Raw genomic sequence first — 20971 nt, 5'->3', positions numbered from 1 at the left:
TTCAGAGAGCAAGCCCTTAGGGTATGTAATAACATGCTGTTGAAATGTTATGACTATCCAAGGAGGGTGTTGTACTCATGTCGTCAGAGAAACGTTTGGAAGGTAAGGTTGCCGTCATCACCGGCGCTGGCTCAGGAATCGGACGTGCAGCTGCCCTTCTCATGGCCAAGCATGGGGCTAAGGTATTGTTAATCGACATTAATTCAGATTCCGTAAAAGAGGTCAGAGAAAAGATCGTCTCTGAGGGTGGTGAAGCTCTGAGCGGAAATTGTGATATTTCGAAGCCGGAGTCCCTGGTGGAATGCTATAAGCAGGCCATTGAACAGTGGGGCGGCATTGATATTGTGTTCGCCAATGCAGGGATTAACGGAACCAAGAGCCCGATCGAATCATTGGAGCTGGATGAATGGGATCAGACCATTAACACGAACCTGAGGGGCACCTTTGCCACCGTTAAATATGCGATTCCTCATCTGAAAGATCAAGGCGGCAGCATCATTATTACGAGCTCCATCAACGGAAACCGGACCTTCACGAGCTTTGGCATGTCTGCCTATAGTACGACGAAGGCCGGGCAGGTTGCTTTTATGAAGATGGCTGCGCTGGAGCTGGCTCAATTCAAGATTCGGGTTAACGCGATCTGTCCGGGTGCGATCTCCACCAACATTGACGAATCGATGGAAGAGAAGCCCGAGGTTGAAGAGGTTCGAATTCCGATTGAGTATCATCAGCCGTTGGCGGAAGGTCCTGGTCAGCCGGAGCAGGTTGCGAAGCTGGTTCTGTTCCTGGCCTCCGATGACGCCTCCCATATTACCGGTACAGAAGTCTACATTGACGGAGCAGAATCGCTGCTTCACTAATGCTCTCTACACAAGCCTCCCCTTGCAGGAGGCTTTACCATTTCTAGATTTGACATTAAAAATCCCCCTACCTATAATGGGGGTGGTGATGTTATGGGAATTGTCATTGTAGAAATCTGTGATAGTAATCTGATGAGTGCTCTGGAGCTGGAACGGCTGGAAGAGCTGTACCCCGAAATCGCCGTCATGCGTGCAGACTGTATGAATCTGTGTGGACTATGCAAGCTCCGTCCTTATGCATTGGTCAATGGCAAAAGAGTCATTGGTGCAACCACGGAGGAATGTGTAGAGAACATCAAGCGTGCGATTGAGGGAGAGCTAGCCCTCTATCTGGAGCCATAAAAGAACAGGGATGTCGACCCGATCCGGGCTGACATCCCTGTTTTGAATGTATGTCCAGTGAATGAACCAGATTAGCCTGCGGCTACGGTTTCCTCACAGGATGTACTGCAGAAGCCATGATGCTGCTCTTCGCAGGCTTCACAGCAAATGTGCTGCAGATGGCAGGCATCGTTGGCACAGTTGATAAAGGTATCAGCAGGCTTGCCGCAGTGATGGCACTTGCCGACCACAACATCCTCATCCGTGTTATTAATGCGTACCGAAATTCGCTCATCAAATACATAGCATTTACCGTCAAACAGCTTGCCCTGGACCTCGGGGTCTTTGCCGTACGTTACAATGCCACCCTCCAGCTGAGCAACATCCTGGAAGCCCTCCTTCATCATGAAGCCCGTCAGCTTCTCGCAGCGGATGCCGCCGGTGCAATACGTAAGAATCGTCTTGTCTTTGAATTGCCCCATATTCTCGCGGATCCATTCCGGGAATTCACGGAAGGAGTCTACATCAGGCCGGATTGCGTTACGGAAATGACCCAGGTCATATTCGTAATCAGTGCGGCCATCGAGTACGATAACATCCTCGCGCTGCAAAGTCTCATAGAACTCCTTCGGGGACAGACGTTTACCGCTAACTACGTTAGGATCCAGCTCTTCATCGACACGGAAGGTAACGAGCTCTTCCCGGTGACGAACGAAAATTTTGCGGAAGGCGTGCTCCTCGGCAGGATCAACCTTGAATACCATATCGGCAAACAGCGGATTTGCCTTCATATGGCGCATATAAGCTTCGGTCTGCTCTACAGTTCCGGAGATTGTTCCGTTAATGCCTTCTGATGCGATCAGAATCCGGCCCTTGACGCCCAGCTCCTTGCAGTACTGAAGATGCTCATCCTTAAAGGACTCCGGATCCGGAATCGTTACAAACTTATAATACAGCAAAATCTGATACGGAGGCTGATGGCTTTGAGATTGTTCGTTATTCATCTATATCACCTGTTCTATGGTAGATTTCCTTCTTCTTGGCTTCGGTCTGACAGGCATGAAACATGCTCATAAAATTGTAGTGAAAATCCTGGTCTTAGTCAACTTTAATGTATAGAAACTTTGGGAGGGGATGCCTTTGAATCCCGCGGCTCAGCTTAGAAGCCGAAGTTACCCCCGTTTGAAAATCACATTGACGGAATCGGCGTTAAACCTTTAAAATGACTTAATAAACCGTTGTTCAAAACTTTTTTACGCGCCAATGCTTTGATTGATAAAAGCGTCTCAGCGGTGTCGCTTTTTGTCTTTCATGAAACAGGATAATGTAGAAGAGAGAGGGGTTCATTCACAATGAAAAAGAACAAGTTATGGTTATCTTTAAGCTTATCGGCTCTGCTGCTGACTGCAGTAGGCTGCGGTGACAAGCCGGATACAAGCAGCGGGTCCACTGATGAAGGCTCAAATGAGCAATCTTACAGCATCGCAATTTCCCAGTATGTAGAGCATCCGTCACTGGATGCAACCAGAGAAGGAATTCTGGCGGCGCTGAAAGACAATGGCATCACCGAAGACGATAACCTGAAGGTCGATATGAACAATGCGCAGGCGGACCCGACGAATAATCTGTCCATTGGTCAGAAGCTGAAGAATACGGACGCTGATCTTGTGCTTGCGATCGCTACACCATCTGCAATTGTCGTAAAGAAGAATGTTACCGACAAGCCGGTCCTGTTCGCAGCGGTTACTGATCCCGTGGATGCGAAGCTGGTTTCCGATCTGAAGCAGCCGGGCGGCAATGTTTCGGGCGCATCGGACACGAACCCGGAAGCAACAAAGCAGCTGATGACCTTTATCCATGATCATTTTCCAGAAATCAAAACGGTCGGCTTGATCATTAATGAGGGCGAGGCTAACGCGGTAGTCATGTCCAAGACTGCGGAGGAAGCCCTTTCGGAACTCGGCATGACCCTGATCAAGGCCCCGGTAACGAACACCTCGGAGGTGAAGCAGGCAGCCGAGTCGCTCGTAGGGAAGGCAGACGCCTTCTTCATTACACTGGATAACAATGTCGTCAGCGGTGTGGATACAATCATCCAAACTGCGAAGGAGAACCAGATTCCGTTCTTTTCCAGTGACCGCGATACCGTTGAGAAGGGCGCCATTGCTACGGTAGGCTTCAAATATTTTGACCACGGCTACCAAGTGGGATTAATGGCCGTTGAGGTGCTGAAAAATGGCAAGCAGCCGGCAGAGATGGAGGTTACCTTCCCGGATAAGCTGGACTTGATCCTGAACGTCAAGGCAGCAGCGGACTACGGAATTACGATTTCGGATGACATGAAGCAGGAAGTGAAGGATCCGGAGAATAACATTATTGAGTAAATAGTGAGGCGCGGGAGCTGAAACTGCCCGCGCCTTCCTTAATCCTGAAGGAGGTTTCCACATTTGTTTGACTTCATCTTTGATTTTATAAGCAACCTGGATGGTCCGATTGAATTGGGATTGCTGTATGCGCTTATGGCACTTGGCGTGTATATTACGTTCCGCATTCTTGACTTTCCGGACCTGACGGTAGACGGGAGCTTCACGACAGGCGCGGCCATCGCGGCGGTGATGATTACTCACGGTGTGAATCCCTGGATTTCGACGCTCGCGGCATTCGGCGGCGGCATGCTCGCCGGTGTCTGCACAGGGCTGCTTCATACGAAGGGTAAGATTAATGGACTGCTGTCCGGTATTATTATGATGATTGCCCTGTACTCCATTAATATGCGTATTCTGGGCAAGCCGCTGATTTCTTTAAGCGGCAGTGACGACATCTTTTCCACATGGGATCCGCTTTGGCTGATGCTGATCATTGTCGTCGCGGGCAAGCTTTTGCTGGATGTTTTTTTTCGGACGGATCTGGGCCTTGCGCTTCGCGCGACCGGGGACAATGCCCGGATGATCCGCAGCTTCGGCGTTAACACTGACATGACCAAGATTCTGGGCCTAAGCCTCTCCAATGGTCTGGTGGCGCTGTCGGGCGCGGTGGTTGCGCAGCAGTCAAGCTTTGCTGATATTTCGTCCGGCATTGGCATGATCGTGATCGGACTCGCCTCCGTCATCATCGGTGAAGCCATCCTGGGGACGGGATCGATCTTTCGCACTACGCTGGCGGTTGTGGTCGGCTCTGTGATTTACCGAATTGTGGTCGCTCTGGCCTATGAAATTGATTGGCTGGAATCGTCCGATCTGAAGCTGATCACCGCTTTGATCGTTATTATCGCGCTGGTAGTTCCAACCGTTCGCCGATCAATGAGGCAGCGCTCAATGGCGCGCAGGCGATCAGAAGAAATTCTGTCGGGTTCCGGCAATGGAGGTGCTTGATTGTGCTGAAGATGAATCATGTATCCAAGCTGTTTAATCCCGGCACTGTTGATGAAAAGGTGGCTCTGATGGACATCCGCCTGGACATGAAGCCTGGCGATTTTGTAACGGTCATTGGCAGTAATGGGGCGGGTAAATCAACGCTCATGAATATCATCTCGGGCGTGATGAAGCCGGATGCCGGTGAAGTAAGCATCGACGGACATTCAATCTCCCATCTTCCCGAGCACCGCCGAAGCCGCTGGATCGGCCGGGTGTTTCAGGATCCGATGGCGGGAACGGCGCCCAATATGACCATTGAGGAGAATCTGGCGATGGCCTACCGCCGCGGAGCCTCCCGGGGCTTCAGCGTAGGCGTTACCTCTTCCCGGCGAGCCATGTTCAAGCAGGAGCTGGAACGGCTTGGCATCGGGTTGGAGCATCGCTTGCGGGCCCGTGTCGGACTCTTGTCCGGCGGCGAGCGTCAGGCGCTCAGCCTGTTGATGGCTACCTTTACAAGACCTCAGATTCTGCTGCTGGATGAGCATACAGCGGCACTGGATCCTGCGAGAGCCGAGCTGATCACAAAGCTGACGAATGAAATTGTGCGAGATATGAACCTCACAACATTAATGGTGACGCACAACATGGAGCAGGCCATTCGTCTCGGAAACCGTCTGATCATGATGAACAAAGGAGAAATCATTCTGGATGTGGATGAAGAACGGAAGAAGGGATTAACGGTAGAGCAGCTCCTCGGCGAATTCGAGAATATTAGCGGCCACAAGCTCGCTGATGACCGCATCATGCTGGGAACCCAATAAGCACGCTCTAATCGTGGCCGGACTGGATCGTTTGGTCGGCACCTGGAAAATCCCGAGGATCGTTTTCGTGCAGCTCCCGGTTCTCATAATCAAAACGGTTCGGCGGCCGCTGCTCCTCACGCCAAGGCGTGCTTTTACCCATGGAAGGCTCAAGTGAAGATCCGTAAGGACCATCCGGAAACTCTTCAGCCACCGTATCATTGCGCTGGGATTCCACAGTAGAAAGATCGACATCGTAATGGGAGGATGTGTCTGGAATCTTTTTCATCATGTACCTCCTGTATTAAGCAGAGTTGTAGAAAGTATAGCCGGTATCCGGCATATTATTCAGAGGCTCTGCAGCAATCTGCTATGAGCTGTTGAAACCGCTCCTTGTCTTTGAGGGTCCCACACGACACTGCCCTCATATTGACAGGGGCGGTTTTTGGCGCTTTACCGACGATCTATGGTGTCCGGAGTAAAACATCTTCTTTTGGTTTAATGTATTAGGTAAAAAGTAGCGAAGGAGATGGAGATCAGAGATGAAGGACTGCATCATTGTTGGTGGCGGAATCGCAGGCCTCCAGGCTGCAATTCAGTTAGGGAGATATGTGGATTATGATGTTTTGGTCATTGATCAGGGACAGGGCCGTTCGACGCTCTGTAAGAAATATAACAATATATTGGGCTGGACTGAGGGGATTTCCGGTGAAGAGCTGCGCCGGCGGGGACGTGAGCAGGCGAAATCCTTCGGGGTATCGTTCGCGGAGGACTCTATTGAATCCGCTCAATCTACGTCAGACGGCTTTATCTTGACGGGAGCGCAGGGTTCACGATATGAAGCCAGAACGCTGCTGCTAGCGACCGGCTTGAGTGACCGGATTCCGGAAATCGAGGATCTGTATCCAACGCTGGGAGAGAGTGTCTATGTGTGTCCAGACTGTGATGGCTATGAGATTCAGGACCGGAGGACGGTTGTGCTGGGCTCCGGCTCATCCGGGGCGGGCATGACACTCTTGCTGCGGGAGCGGACGAAGGACCTGATCTATATCAATCACGAGCAGACTCCGGTAGATCAGGAATTGCTCTCGTCCATGGAAGCTTACGGCATACAATATATGGAGCAGCCTGCTGCGAAAATCCTGCAGGAGCAGGGGAGGCTGAAGGGGGTTCAGCTCCAATCGGGAGAAATGATAGAGGCCGAGCGCGGCTTCGTCTCTTTTGGCGGCAATCAGGTGCATTCCGGACTTGCGAAGCAGCTCGGGGCAGAGCTGGCGCATAACCGCCATGTCATCACAGACCCCCGCACCAAAATGACGACAGCTGAGCATGTATGGGCTGCCGGGGATCTCGCCGTACATTCCGAGCTGGCTACAGCTGCGATGGGAGACGGGGTTATCTCTGCCATATGGATTCACAAAGCGCTGAAGAAGCTCAAAGCCTCTTCGTAAAAGGTACGTTTTCAAGAAAAAAGCCTATAAAACTATTAAATCCGATAAATAACATCGGAAAAGTAAAAAATAGATTGCCATTTTCTTGGATGTGTATTATGATGTTCTAAATTGTAGCCCGCTATAATTGAACTCTACAACTTTATATGAGAGAAACAGGTGCGAAAGAGAGTACTCTTTTGCTTAAAAGGGAAGACCGGTGTAAATCCGGCGCGGTCCCGCCACTGTAACGGAGAAGCAGCCTGGCCATTAAAGTCACTGATCGGCATCCTTGTCGATTGGGAAGACGGCCAGATTGCGATGATCCCGAGAGCCAGGAGACCTGCCTGTTTCGAAAACACTGCAATACCTACGGGAGATAGGGAGGTGTAAGAAGCACGCAGCTTTCATTTCAGGCGGGCATCTTTACCTATGTCTTTAGGTGAGGATGCCCTTTTCTTGTTTTTTTTTTACACAAAGCAGTTACATTGGGTTGATATTTGGGGAGGGGAAACTATGACAAACGTACAAAGTGCAAGCTTGGGGTATCCAAGAATCGGAGAGAACCGGGAGTGGAAGAAAGCATTGGAGGCATTCTGGGCCGGAAAGCTGGAGGAGCAGGAGTTCCTGCAAACGATGAAGTCTATTCGCCTGAAGCATCTGAAACTGCAGCAGGAGAAAGGGATTGACTGGATTCCGGTCAATGATTTCTCCATGTACGATCATGTGCTGGATGTGTCGTTTATGTTCGGACTCATTCCACAGCGCTTTGACAGCCTGGGCGATAAGCCGTCCCTGAAGCATTACTTCGCGATGGCTCGGGGCAGCGATAATGCCACAGCCTGTGAAATGACGAAGTGGTTTAATACCAATTATCACTATATTGTGCCGGAGCTCGGAGAGAAGCAGCCGGTGCTGGTTCACAACCGTCCGCTGGAGGCATATCTGGAAGCGAAGCAGGAGCTTGGCATTGAAGGCAGACCGGTGCTTGTCGGGCCTTATACTTTTGTCCAGCTGTCCAAGGGGTATCAGCCGGAGCAGCGTCAGCAGGTTCTGGATGGGATTCTTCCACTGTACGTTCAAGTGCTCGCAGAGCTGCAGGCTGCCGGCGTGCAATGGGTTCAGCTGGATGAGCCTGCCCTGGTGACGACGCTGCCGGAAGAGGATCTGGCCAGCTTGAACCTAATTTATAGCGAGCTGCGCTCGGCTGCTCCACAGCTGAAGCTGATGCTGCAAACGTATTTTGATGCGGTAGAGTACTATCCTGCGGTGACTCAGCTTCCGGTTGACGGCATCGGCCTGGATTTTGTTCATGGCAAAGCAGACAATGTCCGCGCGCTGGAGCAGCATGGCTTTCCGCAAGACAAGGTGCTGGGAGCGGGGATCATTGACGGACGGGGTATCTGGAGAGCGGATCTTAATAGCGAGCTGAATCTTCTGGAGACCATTGCCAAGCAGGTGGCTCTGGACCGTGTCTTGATTCAGCCGTCGAGCAGCCTGCTCCACGTGCCAGTGAGCACAAAAGGGGAAAGCAAGCTAGAGCCTGTTCTTCTGGACGCCCTTGCGTTCGCAGAGGAGAAGCTGGACGAAATTAGGATTCTAAAGCAGGCGTTGCAGCAAGGAAGAGAAGCCCTGCAGCAAGAGATTGATATCGCTGAAGCGGCCGTGAAGACCTTAAATCAATCACTGCATCGCCAGAAGACCCATGTGCAGCAGCTTGTCGCGAACCGGCATGAGGAGCCGTCCAGCCGTACTTCGCCGTTTGAGATTCGTTTTGACAAGCAGCAGGAGAAATGGCAGCTCCCCTTGCTTCCGACGACGACCATTGGCAGCTTCCCGCAAACAACGGAGGTTCGTAAAGCGCGTCAAAGCTGGAGAAAGGGTGAATGGTCTCAAGAGCGGTACCAGACGTTCATTCAGGAGGAGATTGCCAAGTGGATCAAGATCCAGGAGGACATCGGGCTCGATGTGCTGGTGCACGGCGAATTTGAGCGTACAGATATGGTTGAGTTTTTCGGAGAGAAGCTGGGCGGGTTCGCCTTTACCTCCGGCGGCTGGGTGCAATCCTATGGCTCGCGCTGCGTGAAGCCTCCGGTCATTTATGGCGATGTGGAATTTCTGAAGCCGATGACGACGGAAGAAACCGTGTATGCCCAATCTCTGACCACGAAGCCCGTTAAAGGCATGCTTACCGGTCCGCTGACCATTCTGAACTGGTCCTTTGTGCGCAACGATATTCCCCGTGAGGAGACGGCATTCCAGATTGCATTTGCACTGCGTCAAGAGGTTGAAGCCTTGGAACAGGCAGGGATTGAAATGATTCAGGTTGATGAGCCGGCGCTCCGAGAAGGTCTTCCTTTGAAAAAGAGCCGTCACCAGCACTATCTGGAGGAGGCTGTTCTGGCCTTCAAGCTGTCCACCTCCACCGTGAGTGATACGACTCAAATTCATACTCATATGTGCTACTGCGAATTTCACGATATTATTGATTCCATCCGGGCTCTGGATGCGGATGTCATCTCGATTGAAACCTCACGTTCCCATGGCGAGCTGATCTCTCATTTTGAAGAGCATACGTATGATCTCGGGATCGGACTCGGCATGTATGATATTCACAGCCCGCGGGTGCCATCCGTGGAAGAAATGGTATCCATGATGGACCGGGCGTTATCTGTTCTGGACCATAAGCTGTTCTGGATTAATCCGGACTGCGGACTGAAGACGAGAGGACTTGCGGAGACCGTGGCGTCGTTGGACAATATGGTGAAGGCCGCACAAATCTACCGTAAAAAAAGCGCAGCTGTCCTGAGCTAGTCCAGCTTAAAGCGGTGCAGCTGATCCTCTTGTCCGGCCTGCCGAAGAATCTCTCTCTGCCTGGGTCCGATCAGATCAAAATGCGGATAGGGCATTCTTCGGTGGATATACGCCGGATCCAGGTCATGTGCGAGGCACCACTCTGCAAGCCGGTTCAGGTCACTGCAGCCGACCTTTGTCACCGTAGTGAACTGCGGAAACCTGGGATCATACCAGTAATGGGTCAGGAAGGATATGACTCCGGCTGCGGTCTGCTGCTGCCAAGCTCTTAATTCTTGTCTCGTAATGCCGAAGGCCATGTGTGTATCATCCTTTGCAAGCTGTATATTTCCCCATTATACCAGCATATATATAGAACCGTACAAGTTGCTGGACCTGCTGACGAACCGAGACTAGATAAAAGGTCCATGGCAGATAAGGGGGGAACGTCAATGCTGCTGCAAAAGCTGGTGCTGCACGTCAGCCCGGAAAATCACAATGATTTTGAAAGCGCGGTTCGCTCCATGTTTGAGCATATTGCCGGGATGCGCGGCTACATGGGTCATGAGCTGTACAAATGTGTGGAGAACGAGCATGAATATATGATTATGCTTCGTTTGGGATCTATTCAGAATTATGCTGACGGCCTCCATCGCTCTCAGGAGCTGGGTGATTGGCTGAAGGCCCTGCAGCCTTTTTTCAAAGTGAATCCTGCACAGTCCTGCTACATTGATATTCGTGTCGAAAGCAGAGCTCAGCTGGAGCAATCCTTGCTTCAGGAAGCTCCGCCTCCATCGACATAGCCCATGCTGCACATCAACAGGCTTGTCCTGCGGCTCCTCTACACAGAGGAGCTTTTTTTCGTGAGAAAAAGGATTGCAGTAACCCCATGGCGAATGAGGGGAGAACGACTTCACCAGAAGGGGTGCATCATCATTCATCATATGGATATACAATCACTGTCGGAATCCATCCGCTCAAACGTTTCCAGCGTCATTGTGGGCAAGGATGACCTGATTGATAAGCTGTTCATCGCTCTGGTTACGTCCGGTCACGTTCTGCTGCAGGATGTGCCGGGCACCGGCAAAACAATGCTGGCTAAAGCTTTGGCAAAATCGGTGGAATGTGAGTTTAAAAGAGTCCAGTTTACACCGGATCTGCTGCCCTCGGACGTAAGCGGCATTTCGTACTTTAATCCCAAATCCTCGGAGTTTGTGTTCCGTCCGGGACCGTTATTTACGAATATTTTACTGGGCGATGAAATCAACCGTGCATCACCCAGAACACAATCAAGCCTGCTGGAATGCATGGAGGAGCGGCAGATTACGATTGATGGCATTACGCATACGCTGGAGGAGCCCTTTATGGTCATTGCCACCCAGAATCCACTGGAGCAGCAAGGCACCTTCCCATTGCCTGAGGCGCAGCTGGATCGTTTTCTGTTTCAGCTTTCGATGGGATATCCTGAGACGGACGAGAGCATCCAGATCCTAAGGCGCTTTATAGAAGGGAAGCCGCTTCAGGAGCTGCAAGCCGTCGTTACGGTGAAGCAGCTGATCGATGCCAGGGAAACGGCACAGGGTGTGCATGTCAGCGATCCGATGCTGGAGTATATCACGCAGCTGGCCGAACGAACGAGAGGGGATGAGGCAGTTGTGATCGGCATTAGCCCACGGGGCTGTCAAGCCCTGCTAAAAGCAGCTCAGGTGCAGGCGATTCTAGGAGGCCGGGGCTACGTCATTCCGGATGATGTGAAGACACTGGCTATTCCGGTATGGGCACATCGTCTCGTACTAAAAGGGACATATCTGAGCCGATCCAGCTCCTCGGCATCAGAAGTGATTTCCCGCATTCTGCAGGAGGTCCCGGTGCCTACAGAAGATCCGGAAGCCCTATAGGAGCAGAGCTATGGGAGCTTACTGGGTTCTGTTCATTGCCGCTTTGCTTCTGCTGCTGCAGGCTTATTTATTTCGCAGATTTGCGTTATCCCGGCTTCAGTATTCCCGTATTTTTCAGGTGACCACCTGCTATGCCGGGGATGCTGTGGAGCTCATCGAAAGAATCGAAAACAAGAAAGCGCTGCCTGTTCCCTGGCTGCGAGTAGAATCACAATTCAGGAGCGGACTGTATTTCAAGGGACAGCCCAATCTGGATGTCAGTGAAGGGGAGTATCATCAAAATCACAAAAGCTTTTTCAGCCTGATGCCCTGGACTCGAATCATTAGACGACATCAGGTGATAGCCCGGCAGCGCGGAGTCTATGTACTGGGCACCGTATCCATGACGGCTGGAGATTTGATCGGTATGTCCAAGGTGGTCAGAAGTCATCAGTTGAACGGCGTGCTGTATGTCTACCCCGTACCACTGGATATTTCGCAGATGGAGCTGCCGGTGAAGACGTGGATAGGAGACATGCTGGTCAAGCGGTGGCTGCTTCCGGACCCGTTTCAAACCTCCGGTATTCGGGAATACCGGGAAGGCGATGACGTCAAGGATATTCACTGGAAAGCCAGTGCCCGCAGCGGAGAGCTTCAAGTGTACCGTAAAGAAGCTACGGCTGACAGCAGGATCATGATCTATCTCAATGTGGAGGACCATGAGCATATGTGGAGCCGAGCTACCCATACCGAAGCGCTGGAATACGGGGTTTCTCTGGCTGCAGGCATTGCCGTCCATCTGCTGTCACAGGGCATGGTTGTGGGCTTTGGCAGTAATGGAACGACGGACCGTGACTCCAAGCTAACGACCTTGATTCCCGCTGGCGGCGGTCCTGCACAGTGCGAGGATATTCTGGCAGTGCTTGCTGCCCTGGACTTTCGCCGTGCCGGATCATTCCATGATTATCTGGAGCTGGAGCTGCCACAGTCCGGCTGCGGGCATGATATTGTGCTGCTGACCTCGTATAAGAATGAAAAGCTGGAACGTTTAATGGATCAATACCGTCAGGATGGATATACCATACAGCTTCTTACACTGGACAATCACAGCATCACGAAGCAGGAGGTGCAGCGATGAGAATTCGTGCCGGACGAGCTCTGCTTCGCGTACTGACTCAAGGAGCAGTGGAATGTCTGTTGTTCTTTCCGCTGCTCTGTATACCGGGTATGCTTGGGAAGCAACAGATCTCCTTTACGTTTCTGTTTGCTCTCTTGCTGGTTATTGGATATGGCGCGGGCTGGGGTATTCATCAAGGAATCAAGCAGAATCACCGTTGGAAGAGGGCTGCAGGCGCCTTGCTCTGGACGCTCAGCGTCTCCAGCCTGACCTTCGGAATGACATGGGTGTCGATGGCCGCAGCTCCTTTCATATGTATTTCGTTTTACCGGGGGGGACGCATGGGGTCTGAGAAATGGTCCGTGATGTTTCCAGGCAGCTATTTTTTGAGTGGCTTGATCTTGTACGGATTGACAAGCCTCTGGATCCAGTTCTCCCCGCCATTTCAACAATATCAGGCCCTGCTGACCTGGATGGGCGCAGTGGCATTAACGATTACATTGCTGTGGTCTAACCGAAGCTATGTGGAGGAAAATACGCTATCAGATCAGGAGCAACCGGTCTTGGAGAAAAAAGTGCTGCTGCACAACCAGATCTGGGTCTGGCTGCTTCTGGTGCTCATTGCAGCCGTTGTGCTGCTGCCTCAGCTTAGAAGCCTCGCGGAAGGGGCATGGCACAGCCTCTTATCCTGGCTTGCTTCTTGGCTGAAGCAGCCGGAGCAGGTCCCTCCAGCAGAACCGCGTCCTCTGCCTGAAGGACCTCCGCCAATGCTGCCCGGCGAAGAGGAAGCTTCACAGCCTCCGGCCTGGATGCGTTGGGCAGAGCGTTTTTTTATGAACGCTGTATTGGCTATAGCCGGGATCGGGGCACTTTATATCCTGTATAAGCTGATGCGAAATATGAATGGGTGGCTGTCCCGGCTGTCAAGATGGCTGCAGCAGCTGCAGCAGCGTTCCCGAGAGCACGGTCTTGCTGAAGGGTATGAGGATACGGTGGAGGTAATTAAGCCAGAGCGCAAGGTGACAAGGCACCGCCGGCGTTCCAGGCCAGAGCGGAAGAAGGCGGCCGGCGCATGGGCGAAGGACCACAGAATGGCAGTGCGGCAGTTGTATCAGCAACTTTTGCTGAAAAGTATGTCCAGGGGTTACCGGTTCAAGCGCTATATGACGCCTCGGGAGACCCTGGAGGATCTACGAAACTTTGAGTCTGCCAAAGTGAATGCCCCGGAGGAGCTGACTGCTCTGTACGAGAAGGCGAGATATGGAAATGAACCTATAAATCAGGAGCATATTCAGCATTTGAAGCAACTACTGAAGAAGACGAAGAAGCAGGAGAAGCAGGAGTGAGCAACAACCATGTCCGTTCTTTGGGATCCGCCGTACAGCGCATTATCTTTTGACTAAATCTAAATGAATTCAGGGTGGATAGATTCACCCTGAATTCTATGGGGAGGAATTTATGCGTAAAATGTTACTAATCCCTGATATTAAAGCAAATTGTAACGACAGAACAAAAAGTAATTTCCCAAGATTTGAACTTTATTACTTATCAATTTAAGGTTTCAATCCCTGAGGATTATCTTGATAAACATAACATTTCTGGATTCAACTTTTCTCTTCATGCAGATCAAGTTAATTCAACATCCAGAAAAACTATTTTTAGGGCTTTTATTCCTTTAATATTAGTTGATTTTAACATCAAGCCAGTTGATTAATCAAAATATGTAACTGCAATCATTCATACTCAATGGTCATCAGACGTTGTATGCTTATCATCGATTTAACTGGGAGTCTATCCAAAAGCAACAAGCGAGCATAACGAATAAATAACGTGAGAATATTTAAAAGTCTTTTGGTGACCGCTAATGAGGTTTAGTGGACATCGGGGTAAAGTAAAAGAATCTCATTTTCAAGCTGCATAGAGTCCTTAGCGTATATTTTCGTTAAAATGGTTTGCTGGACCCCTACATCGAGATTACCACATCTAAACGTAAGTGGAGAGGGCTGGTATATAATAATGAAAAGAACGAGAAAAATTATTTGGGTTCTATCTCTTATTCTACTTTTTGGTTTTTTTATCTTTGTTTTTTTTGGAAACCCCATAAAATACTACACTCTCAAAGGAGAATTCGAAAAATTCTTAGAAGAAAAACACGACCAAGAATTTATTGTGGGTAGGATTAGCTTTGATATCATGCACAGAACCTATCATTCCTACGCAACTCCCAAGAATGATCGGAAACTAAAGTTCTATATAGGACAAAACAATATAACCAGAGAAATTGATGAAGCATATGAATATGAAAAAAATAGACTTTATGAGAGTAATAAAGGAGCCATTCCTGCAATTAAATGAATGGTCATGGAATGGGACACATTCACTGCCCGAATACAAGGAGGACGCCGGGCCATCGACTTTCGTGAAATTGAGTCGGCAAGCTATATACCTGGAAAAAATAACGTGAGGTCCCGGATTTCACCTAATGAGATCGTGGGCTTCTTTTGTTGTCCACGGTCGATCAGGCCGTTTACATACACATTCACAACTGCATATTTGGCGCTCCGGATCTCGAAAAAAATGAGAGGCTGAGGACTTATTTTTTTGTCTAAATAGGCGGGCCAACGTGGAGAGCAGTGAGCACTAGGCAAAAACCGCTCAAGGCGAAGTTGGAATCCGATGTAGAGCACGTAGTGCCGCCGAACCGTAAATACCAGACGGACCCACGTATACTCGTTAAGGGGTAGTACCAGCGTAGCTGATACCATCCGCGAACGTATGGATTAAATAGGAAATTTGTTAATAGCCTCGTTATATTCTAATTGTGCATCAGCAATTGCCAATTTCGAATACACTTCCAACGATTTTCTACTTTCGTGCCCAGAATACGGTTGAATCAGAGCGTCGTCGATCCCTTGCCAGACAGATTATGAGATAACTTGGCCTCCTTCGAGTATTTGGTTAAATTCTTACGAATGCCTCTATCCGTGTATTTCTTTTTCTAAGACGACTCGAATAAATAGACAGCTTGCTTCTTTTTCATTGAATCTGTGTGCATGGCCAACAACTCTTTGAATGATTCGGGGAACGGGATAATGCGGTCTTTACTGTCCTTTCCTTTGTTAATCCGTATCTGGCAGTAATGAAAGTCGATGTCGGCCAACTTAATATAGATTGACTCACTGACCCGGACGCCGGTACATCAGAGTCTTTACGATCATCATTTCCTGAAAATCTTTGGCTTTTCAAACTACTTCATAGTAACGTTTCAGTTCTTTTTCTGTCGGTACATAGGGCGGTTTTTTAGAAGGCTTGGGAACCTCGATTTCAAGTTCACTCCTCAAATGCTGAAAAAGACTCTTCAAATAAGCATACTCTGACCGTTCTGCGCGAAAATATTTCGCCAGTTCACGTGCTTTCTTTTTCGCGGATACGCGTTTTTTAATCATGGGAGTTCACCTTCCAATTGCAGTCTTTCCTTCATGTCTAATCGGAATGTACCATATGGATTAACATGTGTATAGAATAAGGGCGTTACCGCACGTAAATCTTCCAATATCATTAGATCAAACCACTTCTTCTCTGATAAGACGTTCTGAAACATGATGGTATTAATGTTAGACCAGACAATTTTGCAACAGATGAAGAGATAAATCGGCCATCTCTTGATTTTCCATAGGATTAGTGGTGATTTCTCCAACCTTGTCATAGAAGATAAACCTATTCGTTAATTTGAGCTAATGTGAAAAAGACTGCTATACACTAAAACGTAATATCAGTACCGCACGCGGCTAAATATTAGCTTCATAATTCGACAAAATATTTCGAGTCTGATTGAGTATTTGTGACCATTCATAGAAATATTGAAAAATGATAGGATAGACCTAGAAATGAAAGGGGTTGTTATCAAGTAAGTTGAACTTCTTCTGTGAACTAAATTCTAAATTCAAAGTTAAGTGTTGTTCTAAGACTATGGATGTGTTTTTCATGTTGAAAAATTTGTGTAAATTGTCGCGCTAGACAAGGTTTTAAAAATTTGATGTATTCAACTCCGAGACTTACACAACCACACCAATATCAAAAGATTTCCCCCTGTCATACTCAGCATCTCAATAACATCTGTAGTTTTTTGAAATTATAATCGAATATACTAAATAGAGCCGGGGATCATAATCTCCGGCTTTTGGCTTAAAACATTAATCGTGCCCGGTTCGTTTAGAAAGTGAGGGACAGGAGAGGTGAATTAATAGATGAAAATCAATAAATTAAATTCCATTATTCTGCTACTTGCAGTTGCATTAGGTTTTATACTTGGGTGGCTCTTGATGCCTAGTGTTGTAAATGATAAATGGACTCCGGATAAGATCAGTCTTTACTATAATGAAGAACAAAGCCAAGTTACAAAAGTAGAGCAGCCACAAATTTTCGATCAGATCATTCATTTAATTATATTTGAAAAAGGAGATATGATGTCAGGAGGAAATCCTCCATTATCTGAAGAAGAGATCAATGAGATGAAAAAATCTGCAGTAGAATACTTCTATAATAAACCGATCTCCATACAGATCAATAACGGAGATGGTAAATCCGAAAAAATAAAATTCAAATCTATTCTTTTTCCAATAGATGAAAAATGGAACGGTGCGGCATATATACAAACAACCGATTCAACTTATTTGTATTTCGTATCAAGGCCGAATTTAGATTTCATATTAAGGCATATCTAATATTGACTCTTACGGTTCATTTTTTTATTGCGGTGTAGTCTTAAAGGTGGTTAGTACAGATACTTAAAATGAAACTATTCTAGACAATAAAAATATCCAATATAATCCATGTGTTTGCGGGTGGTGTCAGCTACGCTGGTACTACCCCATTAAGGCGTAACCATGCCTGAGCAAGAGTGATGGATTTTTGTTTTTTTTCAGAAAAGACTAATCTTTTATTCGACAAAATCCGATATAAGAATTACATATTTTTCATCAAAGTGTAGACGTAAGGTGGAAAATATTATAATATGAACACTTGTAACGTGAATTTTATAGTAAAGGCGGTGCTAAACCACTTCAAAAGTGTCATTTTATTAATCTAATTATGACAATATCGTAACTGTCTCGTCCTGTCGTACTGTTTATCTTAACCCTACATCGGAGGCGACATTTTGAAAATAAAATATTTAGTATCCAGTGCTCTCGTCGTAACGCTCACCATGACGGCTACCTTTACCGGAGCATTCGGGAAAGCCCAAGCGCAGTCCGGGACTCAGAGCTACAGCGCATCAGCCGGTTACAGCAGTACAGCGGGCCAAGATCCATGGAGATATCAGAAGCTGTCCGGCACCGTGTTCTCAGACCTGGGCTATAATTCAGCCACTCGTCGCTGGGATCATAGTGGCTCTTATCCATGGGTATCGTCCAATGCGGGGCATCCTGGCAAGGATTTTGATTCTGTTCGAACATGGGTAGCGCCGGCAGACGGCAAGATTTCGATCAGCGGCACGGTGGCCAAGGGGGATTCGCTGGGAGATGGTATCCGAGCCATCATACAAAAGGACTCGGTAAAGCTATGGAGTGCTCATGTGACGTCTAAGGCGGAGGTAACCCCTAGCGGAGTATCGGAGGTTCCGGTGAAGCAGGGAGCGAAGATACATTTTATTATCAACAGGGTGAATTCGATCAACAATGACCATACCTTATGGAATCCCCGCGTTGACTTTACTCCGGCACAGTCGCCAGCAGCAGGCATATCTGATTCAAGCGGAGCTACGGCAGAGACCCCACCTGTTAATCATCTAAATGTTGAGGGATTTGGCGCAGTTGCCAATGACAACAAAGATGATTATGCAGCTTTTGTAGCTGCATTGGATCAAGCGAAGAAAGAGGGCAAGAGCGTGTATGTTCCGGCCGGAAGCTTTCACTTAAGCCGGATTCTCACACTGGATGGTGTTAGCTTGAAGGGCGCAGGGCCTCAGGTGACTACGTTGATATCAACGAATCCCGAGAACGGGTCCATTGATATGAAAGGCGTCGGGGTTCAGCTAAGAGATCTCAAGCATACGTACAGCACCGTCGTTCCTCGCGGTAATGGTGCCAATGAGAAGAACAGCATTACAGTTCGCGGTGCGTCTCAATTTCTAATTGACAATGTTTATGTATACAAAGCAAGCACTGCCGGCATTCTTGTGCAGGGGCAGGCGAAGCAGGGTGTCATCTCGAACAGCAGAGTAGAAGCAACAAATGCGGATGGCATTCATGTCACCGATGGCAGCAGCTATATTACAGTCTCGGGGAATACTGTGAAAGGTGTAGGAGATGATACGATCGCTGTCGTCAGCTATCTGCAGGATGGAGCAGCGGTTCATCATGTGACCATCAAGGACAATGATACAGGATATGGCTCGAAGGCGCGCGGAATTGCGGTTGTCGGTGGATTCCATGTAGATATTCAAGGCAATAGTGTCAAGGATACGAACATGGCAGGCATTTATATTGCCGTGGAGGGCAGCTATAATACGGCTAACGTAAACCATATCCATATTAATAATAACGTGGTGGACCATACAGGAATTAGTGCACCGCAGAAGCATCCTAATGCGTTGGTATATGCTTCCCAAGGCAGCATCGACAACGTTACCTTCAGTAACAATATGTTCCGGAATGCCGCCCATCGGGGCCTTGGCGTATGGGGCGACGGAAACATCAAGAACATTTACTTTACCAAAAATACGCTCATCAACAGCGTAGGTGCCAATACAACATTCAGCAATGGAATCATCCATTTGATGCAAAATATCGGGTTTTAACCAGGCTGCCAAGGCCGATGTAAAGCTTCTCTTGAAAAATAGTACAGAAAATGTCGGGATCAGGTAGCGCTGATGCCGGCATTTTTTATTTTTCAAGAAAACGTCGTAACGTTATTAACCGAGAGTACTCATTGTGAAACAGAAAATGACGATAATTGTCGAATTGATTTAAATTCGTTTACAGTGCTCCAGAGTCAGGTAAAAGTATAGGGACTAAAGTCATCATCGACAAAGGAGGCGCTGCATGCGTATTAGTAAACCCCAAAGAAGACTCTGGCTCACGGGCCTGGGGGTCGTTGTGCTGATCTCGGTGATTCTGGTGAGTGTCAGGATATTGGGCAGCCAGACCCTGTCCATTGAGGACTGTGGTGCGGTCGCGGATGACGGCCAGGATGATGTCGAGGCGATTCAGGCATGTATTGATCAGGCTCAAGACCAAAGAAAGCCGCTGCTCATTCCCGAAGGACAGTATGAAATGAGCAGGAGCATCACGTTAACCGGAATGATCATGAAGGGAGAAGGAGCCGGGTCGATCCTGGTTTCCACAAATCCTGCTCAAGGCTCAATCATCCTGAGGGGCGAGGGCGTCGAGCTGCGTGATCTGACACACCGCTACGCATCGATCGTGGCGCGGGGAGATGGTGCGAATGAGAAGAACAGTATTACGGTGACGCAAGCGGAGAAGTTCGGGATCCATCAGGTTACGGTACATAAAGCGAGTACAGCCGGAATTTTGGTGACAGGAGGGTCCCGGAATGGACAAGTTATGAACAATGTGATCCAGGATACCGGGGCAGATGGAATTCACATTACAGGCGAGAGCAGTAACATTACCGTGGAAGGCAACAAGGTCTCCGGAACAGGCGATGATGCCATTGCTGTCGTTAGCTACAAAAAGGACAAGGAGGCCGTACGCGACATTCAGATCCGCAAGAACAATGTCGGTTACGGCTCCAATGCCCGGGGAATTTCTGTTGTCGGCGGGAAGCAGGTGGTCATTGATTCCAACACAGTACAGGATACAAGTATGGCTGGAATCTATCTCGCTTCGGAGAAAAACTGGAATACCGCAGATACGCTTGATATTACAGTGACTCACAATAAAATTCACCACACGGGCACTCGAGCAGGAAGTGGACACCCCAATCTGTTGATTTATGCTTCACATGGGAAGGTGGACCGGATCAGGGTAGAGGACAATATCTTGAGAGATGCGGAGCATGACGGCATCGGAATCTGGGGCGAGGGGGAGATCGGAGAGATTCAATTCAGCCGTAATCAGGTGGAGGGCTCCCGGCTTTCTCCAACAAAATTCATGAAAGGAACGGTATCCAGCGATCATAACCTGGGCTTTTAAAAAAAAAATTGCGTGCTGATGACCTTCCTCTGCTGAAAAAGAGGGGGGTCTTTTTATTTGTATTTGCTTGTCTGCTTGCTTATAAAAAACCTTCTATATATATCGTGCTCAATAAATAGCCATATTGTTAATTTAAAGCGCTTACATCAATTTTCCATATCCTTCACCACATCCACTTAATAGTTCTTAAGTTGTTAAATATTTGAATGTTTCAGGGACTTAAGAGGGGGTTAAACCTAAAACTATCGCAGGACATAAGAGGTA

Annotated in this window: 20 protein-coding genes, 1 pseudogene and 1 riboswitch; of the genes and pseudogenes, 15 read left to right on the top strand and 6 right to left on the bottom strand. The window is 48.6% G+C overall.

What is annotated here, in order from left to right:
• The first annotated feature begins 77 nt into the window (after positions 1-77).
• Both E6C60_RS11705 and E6C60_RS11700 read left to right on the top strand, forming a co-directional pair.
• Positions 78-860 (top strand): SDR family oxidoreductase, encoded by a 783-nt coding sequence (locus E6C60_RS11705; RefSeq protein ID WP_138226006.1) that lies wholly within the window; start codon positions 78-80, stop codon positions 858-860.
• A gap of 93 nt (positions 861-953) precedes the next feature.
• On the top strand, positions 954-1202 hold the full coding sequence (locus E6C60_RS11700) for a YuzB family protein (protein WP_138226005.1): 249 nt from the start codon (positions 954-956) through the stop codon (positions 1200-1202).
• Between the two features lie 71 nt (positions 1203-1273).
• On the opposite strand, the gene trhO is transcribed toward E6C60_RS11700, so the two are convergent.
• Entirely contained in the window at positions 1274-2185 is a 912-nt protein-coding gene (gene trhO, locus E6C60_RS11695; RefSeq protein WP_138226004.1) for an oxygen-dependent tRNA uridine(34) hydroxylase TrhO, read from the bottom strand.
• A gap of 348 nt (positions 2186-2533) precedes the next feature.
• On the opposite strand from trhO, the gene E6C60_RS11690 reads away from it, so the two are divergent.
• From E6C60_RS11690 to E6C60_RS11680, 3 genes are all read left to right on the top strand, one after another.
• Entirely contained in the window at positions 2534-3565 is a 1032-nt protein-coding gene (locus E6C60_RS11690) for an ABC transporter substrate-binding protein (RefSeq protein WP_138226003.1), read from the top strand.
• A 75-nt stretch (positions 3566-3640) separates the two neighbouring features.
• The gene (locus E6C60_RS11685; RefSeq protein WP_138227772.1) at positions 3641-4552 is read left to right on the top strand and encodes an ABC transporter permease; all 912 of its coding nucleotides are present in this window, start codon (positions 3641-3643) and stop codon (positions 4550-4552) included.
• A gap of 2 nt (positions 4553-4554) precedes the next feature.
• Entirely contained in the window at positions 4555-5355 is an 801-nt protein-coding gene (locus E6C60_RS11680; protein WP_138226002.1) for an ABC transporter ATP-binding protein, read from the top strand.
• A 7-nt stretch (positions 5356-5362) separates the two neighbouring features.
• Here the strand turns inward: E6C60_RS11680 and E6C60_RS11675 are convergent, their stop codons facing one another.
• Positions 5363-5623, bottom strand: coding sequence for a hypothetical protein (locus E6C60_RS11675; protein WP_138227771.1), 261 nt, complete (start codon positions 5621-5623; stop codon positions 5363-5365).
• 253 nt (positions 5624-5876) lie between these two features.
• Here E6C60_RS11675 and E6C60_RS11670 point away from each other — a divergent pair, with 253 nt between their 5' ends.
• Together E6C60_RS11670 and metE are read left to right on the top strand one after the other, a co-directional pair.
• Positions 5877-6785, top strand: a complete 909-nt coding sequence (locus E6C60_RS11670) for an NAD(P)/FAD-dependent oxidoreductase (protein ID WP_138226001.1) — start codon at positions 5877-5879, stop codon at positions 6783-6785.
• Positions 6786-6925: 140 nt separating this feature from the next.
• Positions 6926-7129: riboswitch (cobalamin riboswitch) on the top strand.
• 151 nt (positions 7130-7280) lie between these two features.
• Positions 7281-9578: a 5-methyltetrahydropteroyltriglutamate--homocysteine S-methyltransferase gene (gene metE, locus E6C60_RS11665; protein ID WP_138226000.1), complete on the top strand. Its 2298-nt coding sequence runs from the start codon at positions 7281-7283 to the stop codon at positions 9576-9578.
• Here metE and E6C60_RS11660 read toward each other — a convergent pair.
• A complete protein-coding gene (locus tag E6C60_RS11660; RefSeq protein WP_138225999.1) occupies positions 9575-9877 on the bottom strand; it encodes a hypothetical protein in 303 nt (100 codons plus the stop codon). The two genes, metE and E6C60_RS11660, sit on opposite strands and share 4 nt — an antisense overlap.
• Before the next feature lie 132 nt (positions 9878-10009).
• Here E6C60_RS11660 and E6C60_RS11655 point away from each other — a divergent pair, with 132 nt between their 5' ends.
• The 5 genes from E6C60_RS11655 (at position 10010) to E6C60_RS11635 (ending at position 14906) form a co-directional block, all read left to right on the top strand.
• Complete coding sequence (locus E6C60_RS11655) at positions 10010-10360, top strand: antibiotic biosynthesis monooxygenase family protein (protein WP_175415280.1); 351 nt, start codon at positions 10010-10012, stop codon at positions 10358-10360.
• Between the two features lie 141 nt (positions 10361-10501).
• Positions 10502-11455 (top strand): AAA family ATPase, encoded by a 954-nt coding sequence (locus E6C60_RS11650; protein WP_138225997.1) that lies wholly within the window; start codon positions 10502-10504, stop codon positions 11453-11455.
• A 10-nt stretch (positions 11456-11465) separates the two neighbouring features.
• Positions 11466-12572, top strand: coding sequence for a DUF58 domain-containing protein (locus tag E6C60_RS11645; protein WP_138225996.1), 1107 nt, complete (start codon positions 11466-11468; stop codon positions 12570-12572).
• Positions 12569-13897 carry a DUF4129 domain-containing protein gene (locus tag E6C60_RS11640; RefSeq protein ID WP_138225995.1) on the top strand — a complete coding sequence of 443 codons (1329 nt, stop codon included), beginning with the start codon at positions 12569-12571 and terminating at the stop codon, positions 13895-13897. Before E6C60_RS11645 ends, E6C60_RS11640 begins: the two co-directional genes overlap by 4 nt.
• 670 nt (positions 13898-14567) lie before the next feature.
• Entirely contained in the window at positions 14568-14906 is a 339-nt protein-coding gene (locus E6C60_RS11635) for a YfjL-like protein (protein WP_138225994.1), read from the top strand.
• Between the two features lie 643 nt (positions 14907-15549).
• On the opposite strand, the gene E6C60_RS21325 is transcribed toward E6C60_RS11635, so the two are convergent.
• The 3 genes and pseudogenes from E6C60_RS21325 to E6C60_RS21315 form a co-directional block, all read right to left on the bottom strand.
• A complete protein-coding gene (locus E6C60_RS21325) occupies positions 15550-15711 on the bottom strand; it encodes a site-specific integrase (RefSeq protein WP_233280988.1) in 162 nt (53 codons plus the stop codon).
• 82 nt (positions 15712-15793) lie between these two features.
• Positions 15794-15997, bottom strand: a complete 204-nt coding sequence (locus E6C60_RS21320) for a hypothetical protein (RefSeq protein WP_233280987.1) — start codon at positions 15995-15997, stop codon at positions 15794-15796.
• A pseudogene (locus E6C60_RS21315) lies at positions 15994-16273 on the bottom strand (Tn3 family transposase); the annotation flags it as partial. The pseudogene E6C60_RS21315 and the gene E6C60_RS21320, both read right to left, overlap by 4 nt.
• 525 nt (positions 16274-16798) lie before the next feature.
• Here E6C60_RS21315 and E6C60_RS11625 point away from each other — a divergent pair.
• The 3 genes from E6C60_RS11625 to E6C60_RS11615 all read left to right on the top strand — a co-directional run bounded on the left by E6C60_RS11625 (position 16799) and on the right by E6C60_RS11615 (position 20707).
• Positions 16799-17275, top strand: a complete 477-nt coding sequence (locus E6C60_RS11625; protein ID WP_138225993.1) for a hypothetical protein — start codon at positions 16799-16801, stop codon at positions 17273-17275.
• A gap of 434 nt (positions 17276-17709) precedes the next feature.
• Positions 17710-19350 carry a right-handed parallel beta-helix repeat-containing protein gene (locus E6C60_RS11620; RefSeq protein WP_233280986.1) on the top strand — a complete coding sequence of 547 codons (1641 nt, stop codon included), beginning with the start codon at positions 17710-17712 and terminating at the stop codon, positions 19348-19350.
• A 244-nt stretch (positions 19351-19594) separates the two neighbouring features.
• The gene (locus E6C60_RS11615) at positions 19595-20707 is read left to right on the top strand and encodes a right-handed parallel beta-helix repeat-containing protein (RefSeq protein ID WP_138225992.1); all 1113 of its coding nucleotides are present in this window, start codon (positions 19595-19597) and stop codon (positions 20705-20707) included.
• Positions 20708-20971: the final 264 nt, after the last annotated feature.

It is taken from the genome of Paenibacillus algicola, from assembly GCF_005577435.1.
Taxonomy (GTDB): domain Bacteria; phylum Bacillota; class Bacilli; order Paenibacillales; family Paenibacillaceae; genus Paenibacillus_AQ; species Paenibacillus_AQ algicola.
The sequence above is the reverse complement of the archived record's forward strand: the minus strand, read 5'-3'. Positions and strand labels throughout refer to the sequence as shown.

Bases quoted from the DNA above. Each gene is read 5' to 3' on its own strand.
- E6C60_RS11705 (WP_138226006.1), top strand. From the start codon at position 78: ATGTCGTCAGAGAAACGTTTGGAAGGTAAGGTTGCCGTCATCACCGGC.
- E6C60_RS11700 (WP_138226005.1), top strand. From the start codon at position 954: ATGGGAATTGTCATTGTAGAAATCTGTGATAGTAATCTGATGAGTGCT.
- trhO (WP_138226004.1), bottom strand. From the start codon at position 2,185: ATGAATAACGAACAATCTCAAAGCCATCAGCCTCCGTATCAGATTTTG.
- E6C60_RS11690 (WP_138226003.1), top strand. From the start codon at position 2,534: ATGAAAAAGAACAAGTTATGGTTATCTTTAAGCTTATCGGCTCTGCTG.
- E6C60_RS11675 (WP_138227771.1), bottom strand. From the start codon at position 5,623: ATGAAAAAGATTCCAGACACATCCTCCCATTACGATGTCGATCTTTCT.
- E6C60_RS11670 (WP_138226001.1), top strand. From the start codon at position 5,877: ATGAAGGACTGCATCATTGTTGGTGGCGGAATCGCAGGCCTCCAGGCT.
- metE (WP_138226000.1), top strand. From the start codon at position 7,281: ATGACAAACGTACAAAGTGCAAGCTTGGGGTATCCAAGAATCGGAGAG.
- E6C60_RS11660 (WP_138225999.1), bottom strand. From the start codon at position 9,877: ATGGCCTTCGGCATTACGAGACAAGAATTAAGAGCTTGGCAGCAGCAG.
- E6C60_RS11655 (WP_175415280.1), top strand. From the start codon at position 10,010: ATGCTGCTGCAAAAGCTGGTGCTGCACGTCAGCCCGGAAAATCACAAT.
- E6C60_RS11650 (WP_138225997.1), top strand. From the start codon at position 10,502: ATGGATATACAATCACTGTCGGAATCCATCCGCTCAAACGTTTCCAGC.
- E6C60_RS11645 (WP_138225996.1), top strand. From the start codon at position 11,466: ATGGGAGCTTACTGGGTTCTGTTCATTGCCGCTTTGCTTCTGCTGCTG.
- E6C60_RS11640 (WP_138225995.1), top strand. From the start codon at position 12,569: ATGAGAATTCGTGCCGGACGAGCTCTGCTTCGCGTACTGACTCAAGGA.
- E6C60_RS11635 (WP_138225994.1), top strand. From the start codon at position 14,568: ATGAAAAGAACGAGAAAAATTATTTGGGTTCTATCTCTTATTCTACTT.
- E6C60_RS21320 (WP_233280987.1), bottom strand. From the start codon at position 15,997: ATGATTAAAAAACGCGTATCCGCGAAAAAGAAAGCACGTGAACTGGCG.
- E6C60_RS11625 (WP_138225993.1), top strand. From the start codon at position 16,799: ATGAAAATCAATAAATTAAATTCCATTATTCTGCTACTTGCAGTTGCA.
- E6C60_RS11615 (WP_138225992.1), top strand. From the start codon at position 19,595: ATGCGTATTAGTAAACCCCAAAGAAGACTCTGGCTCACGGGCCTGGGG.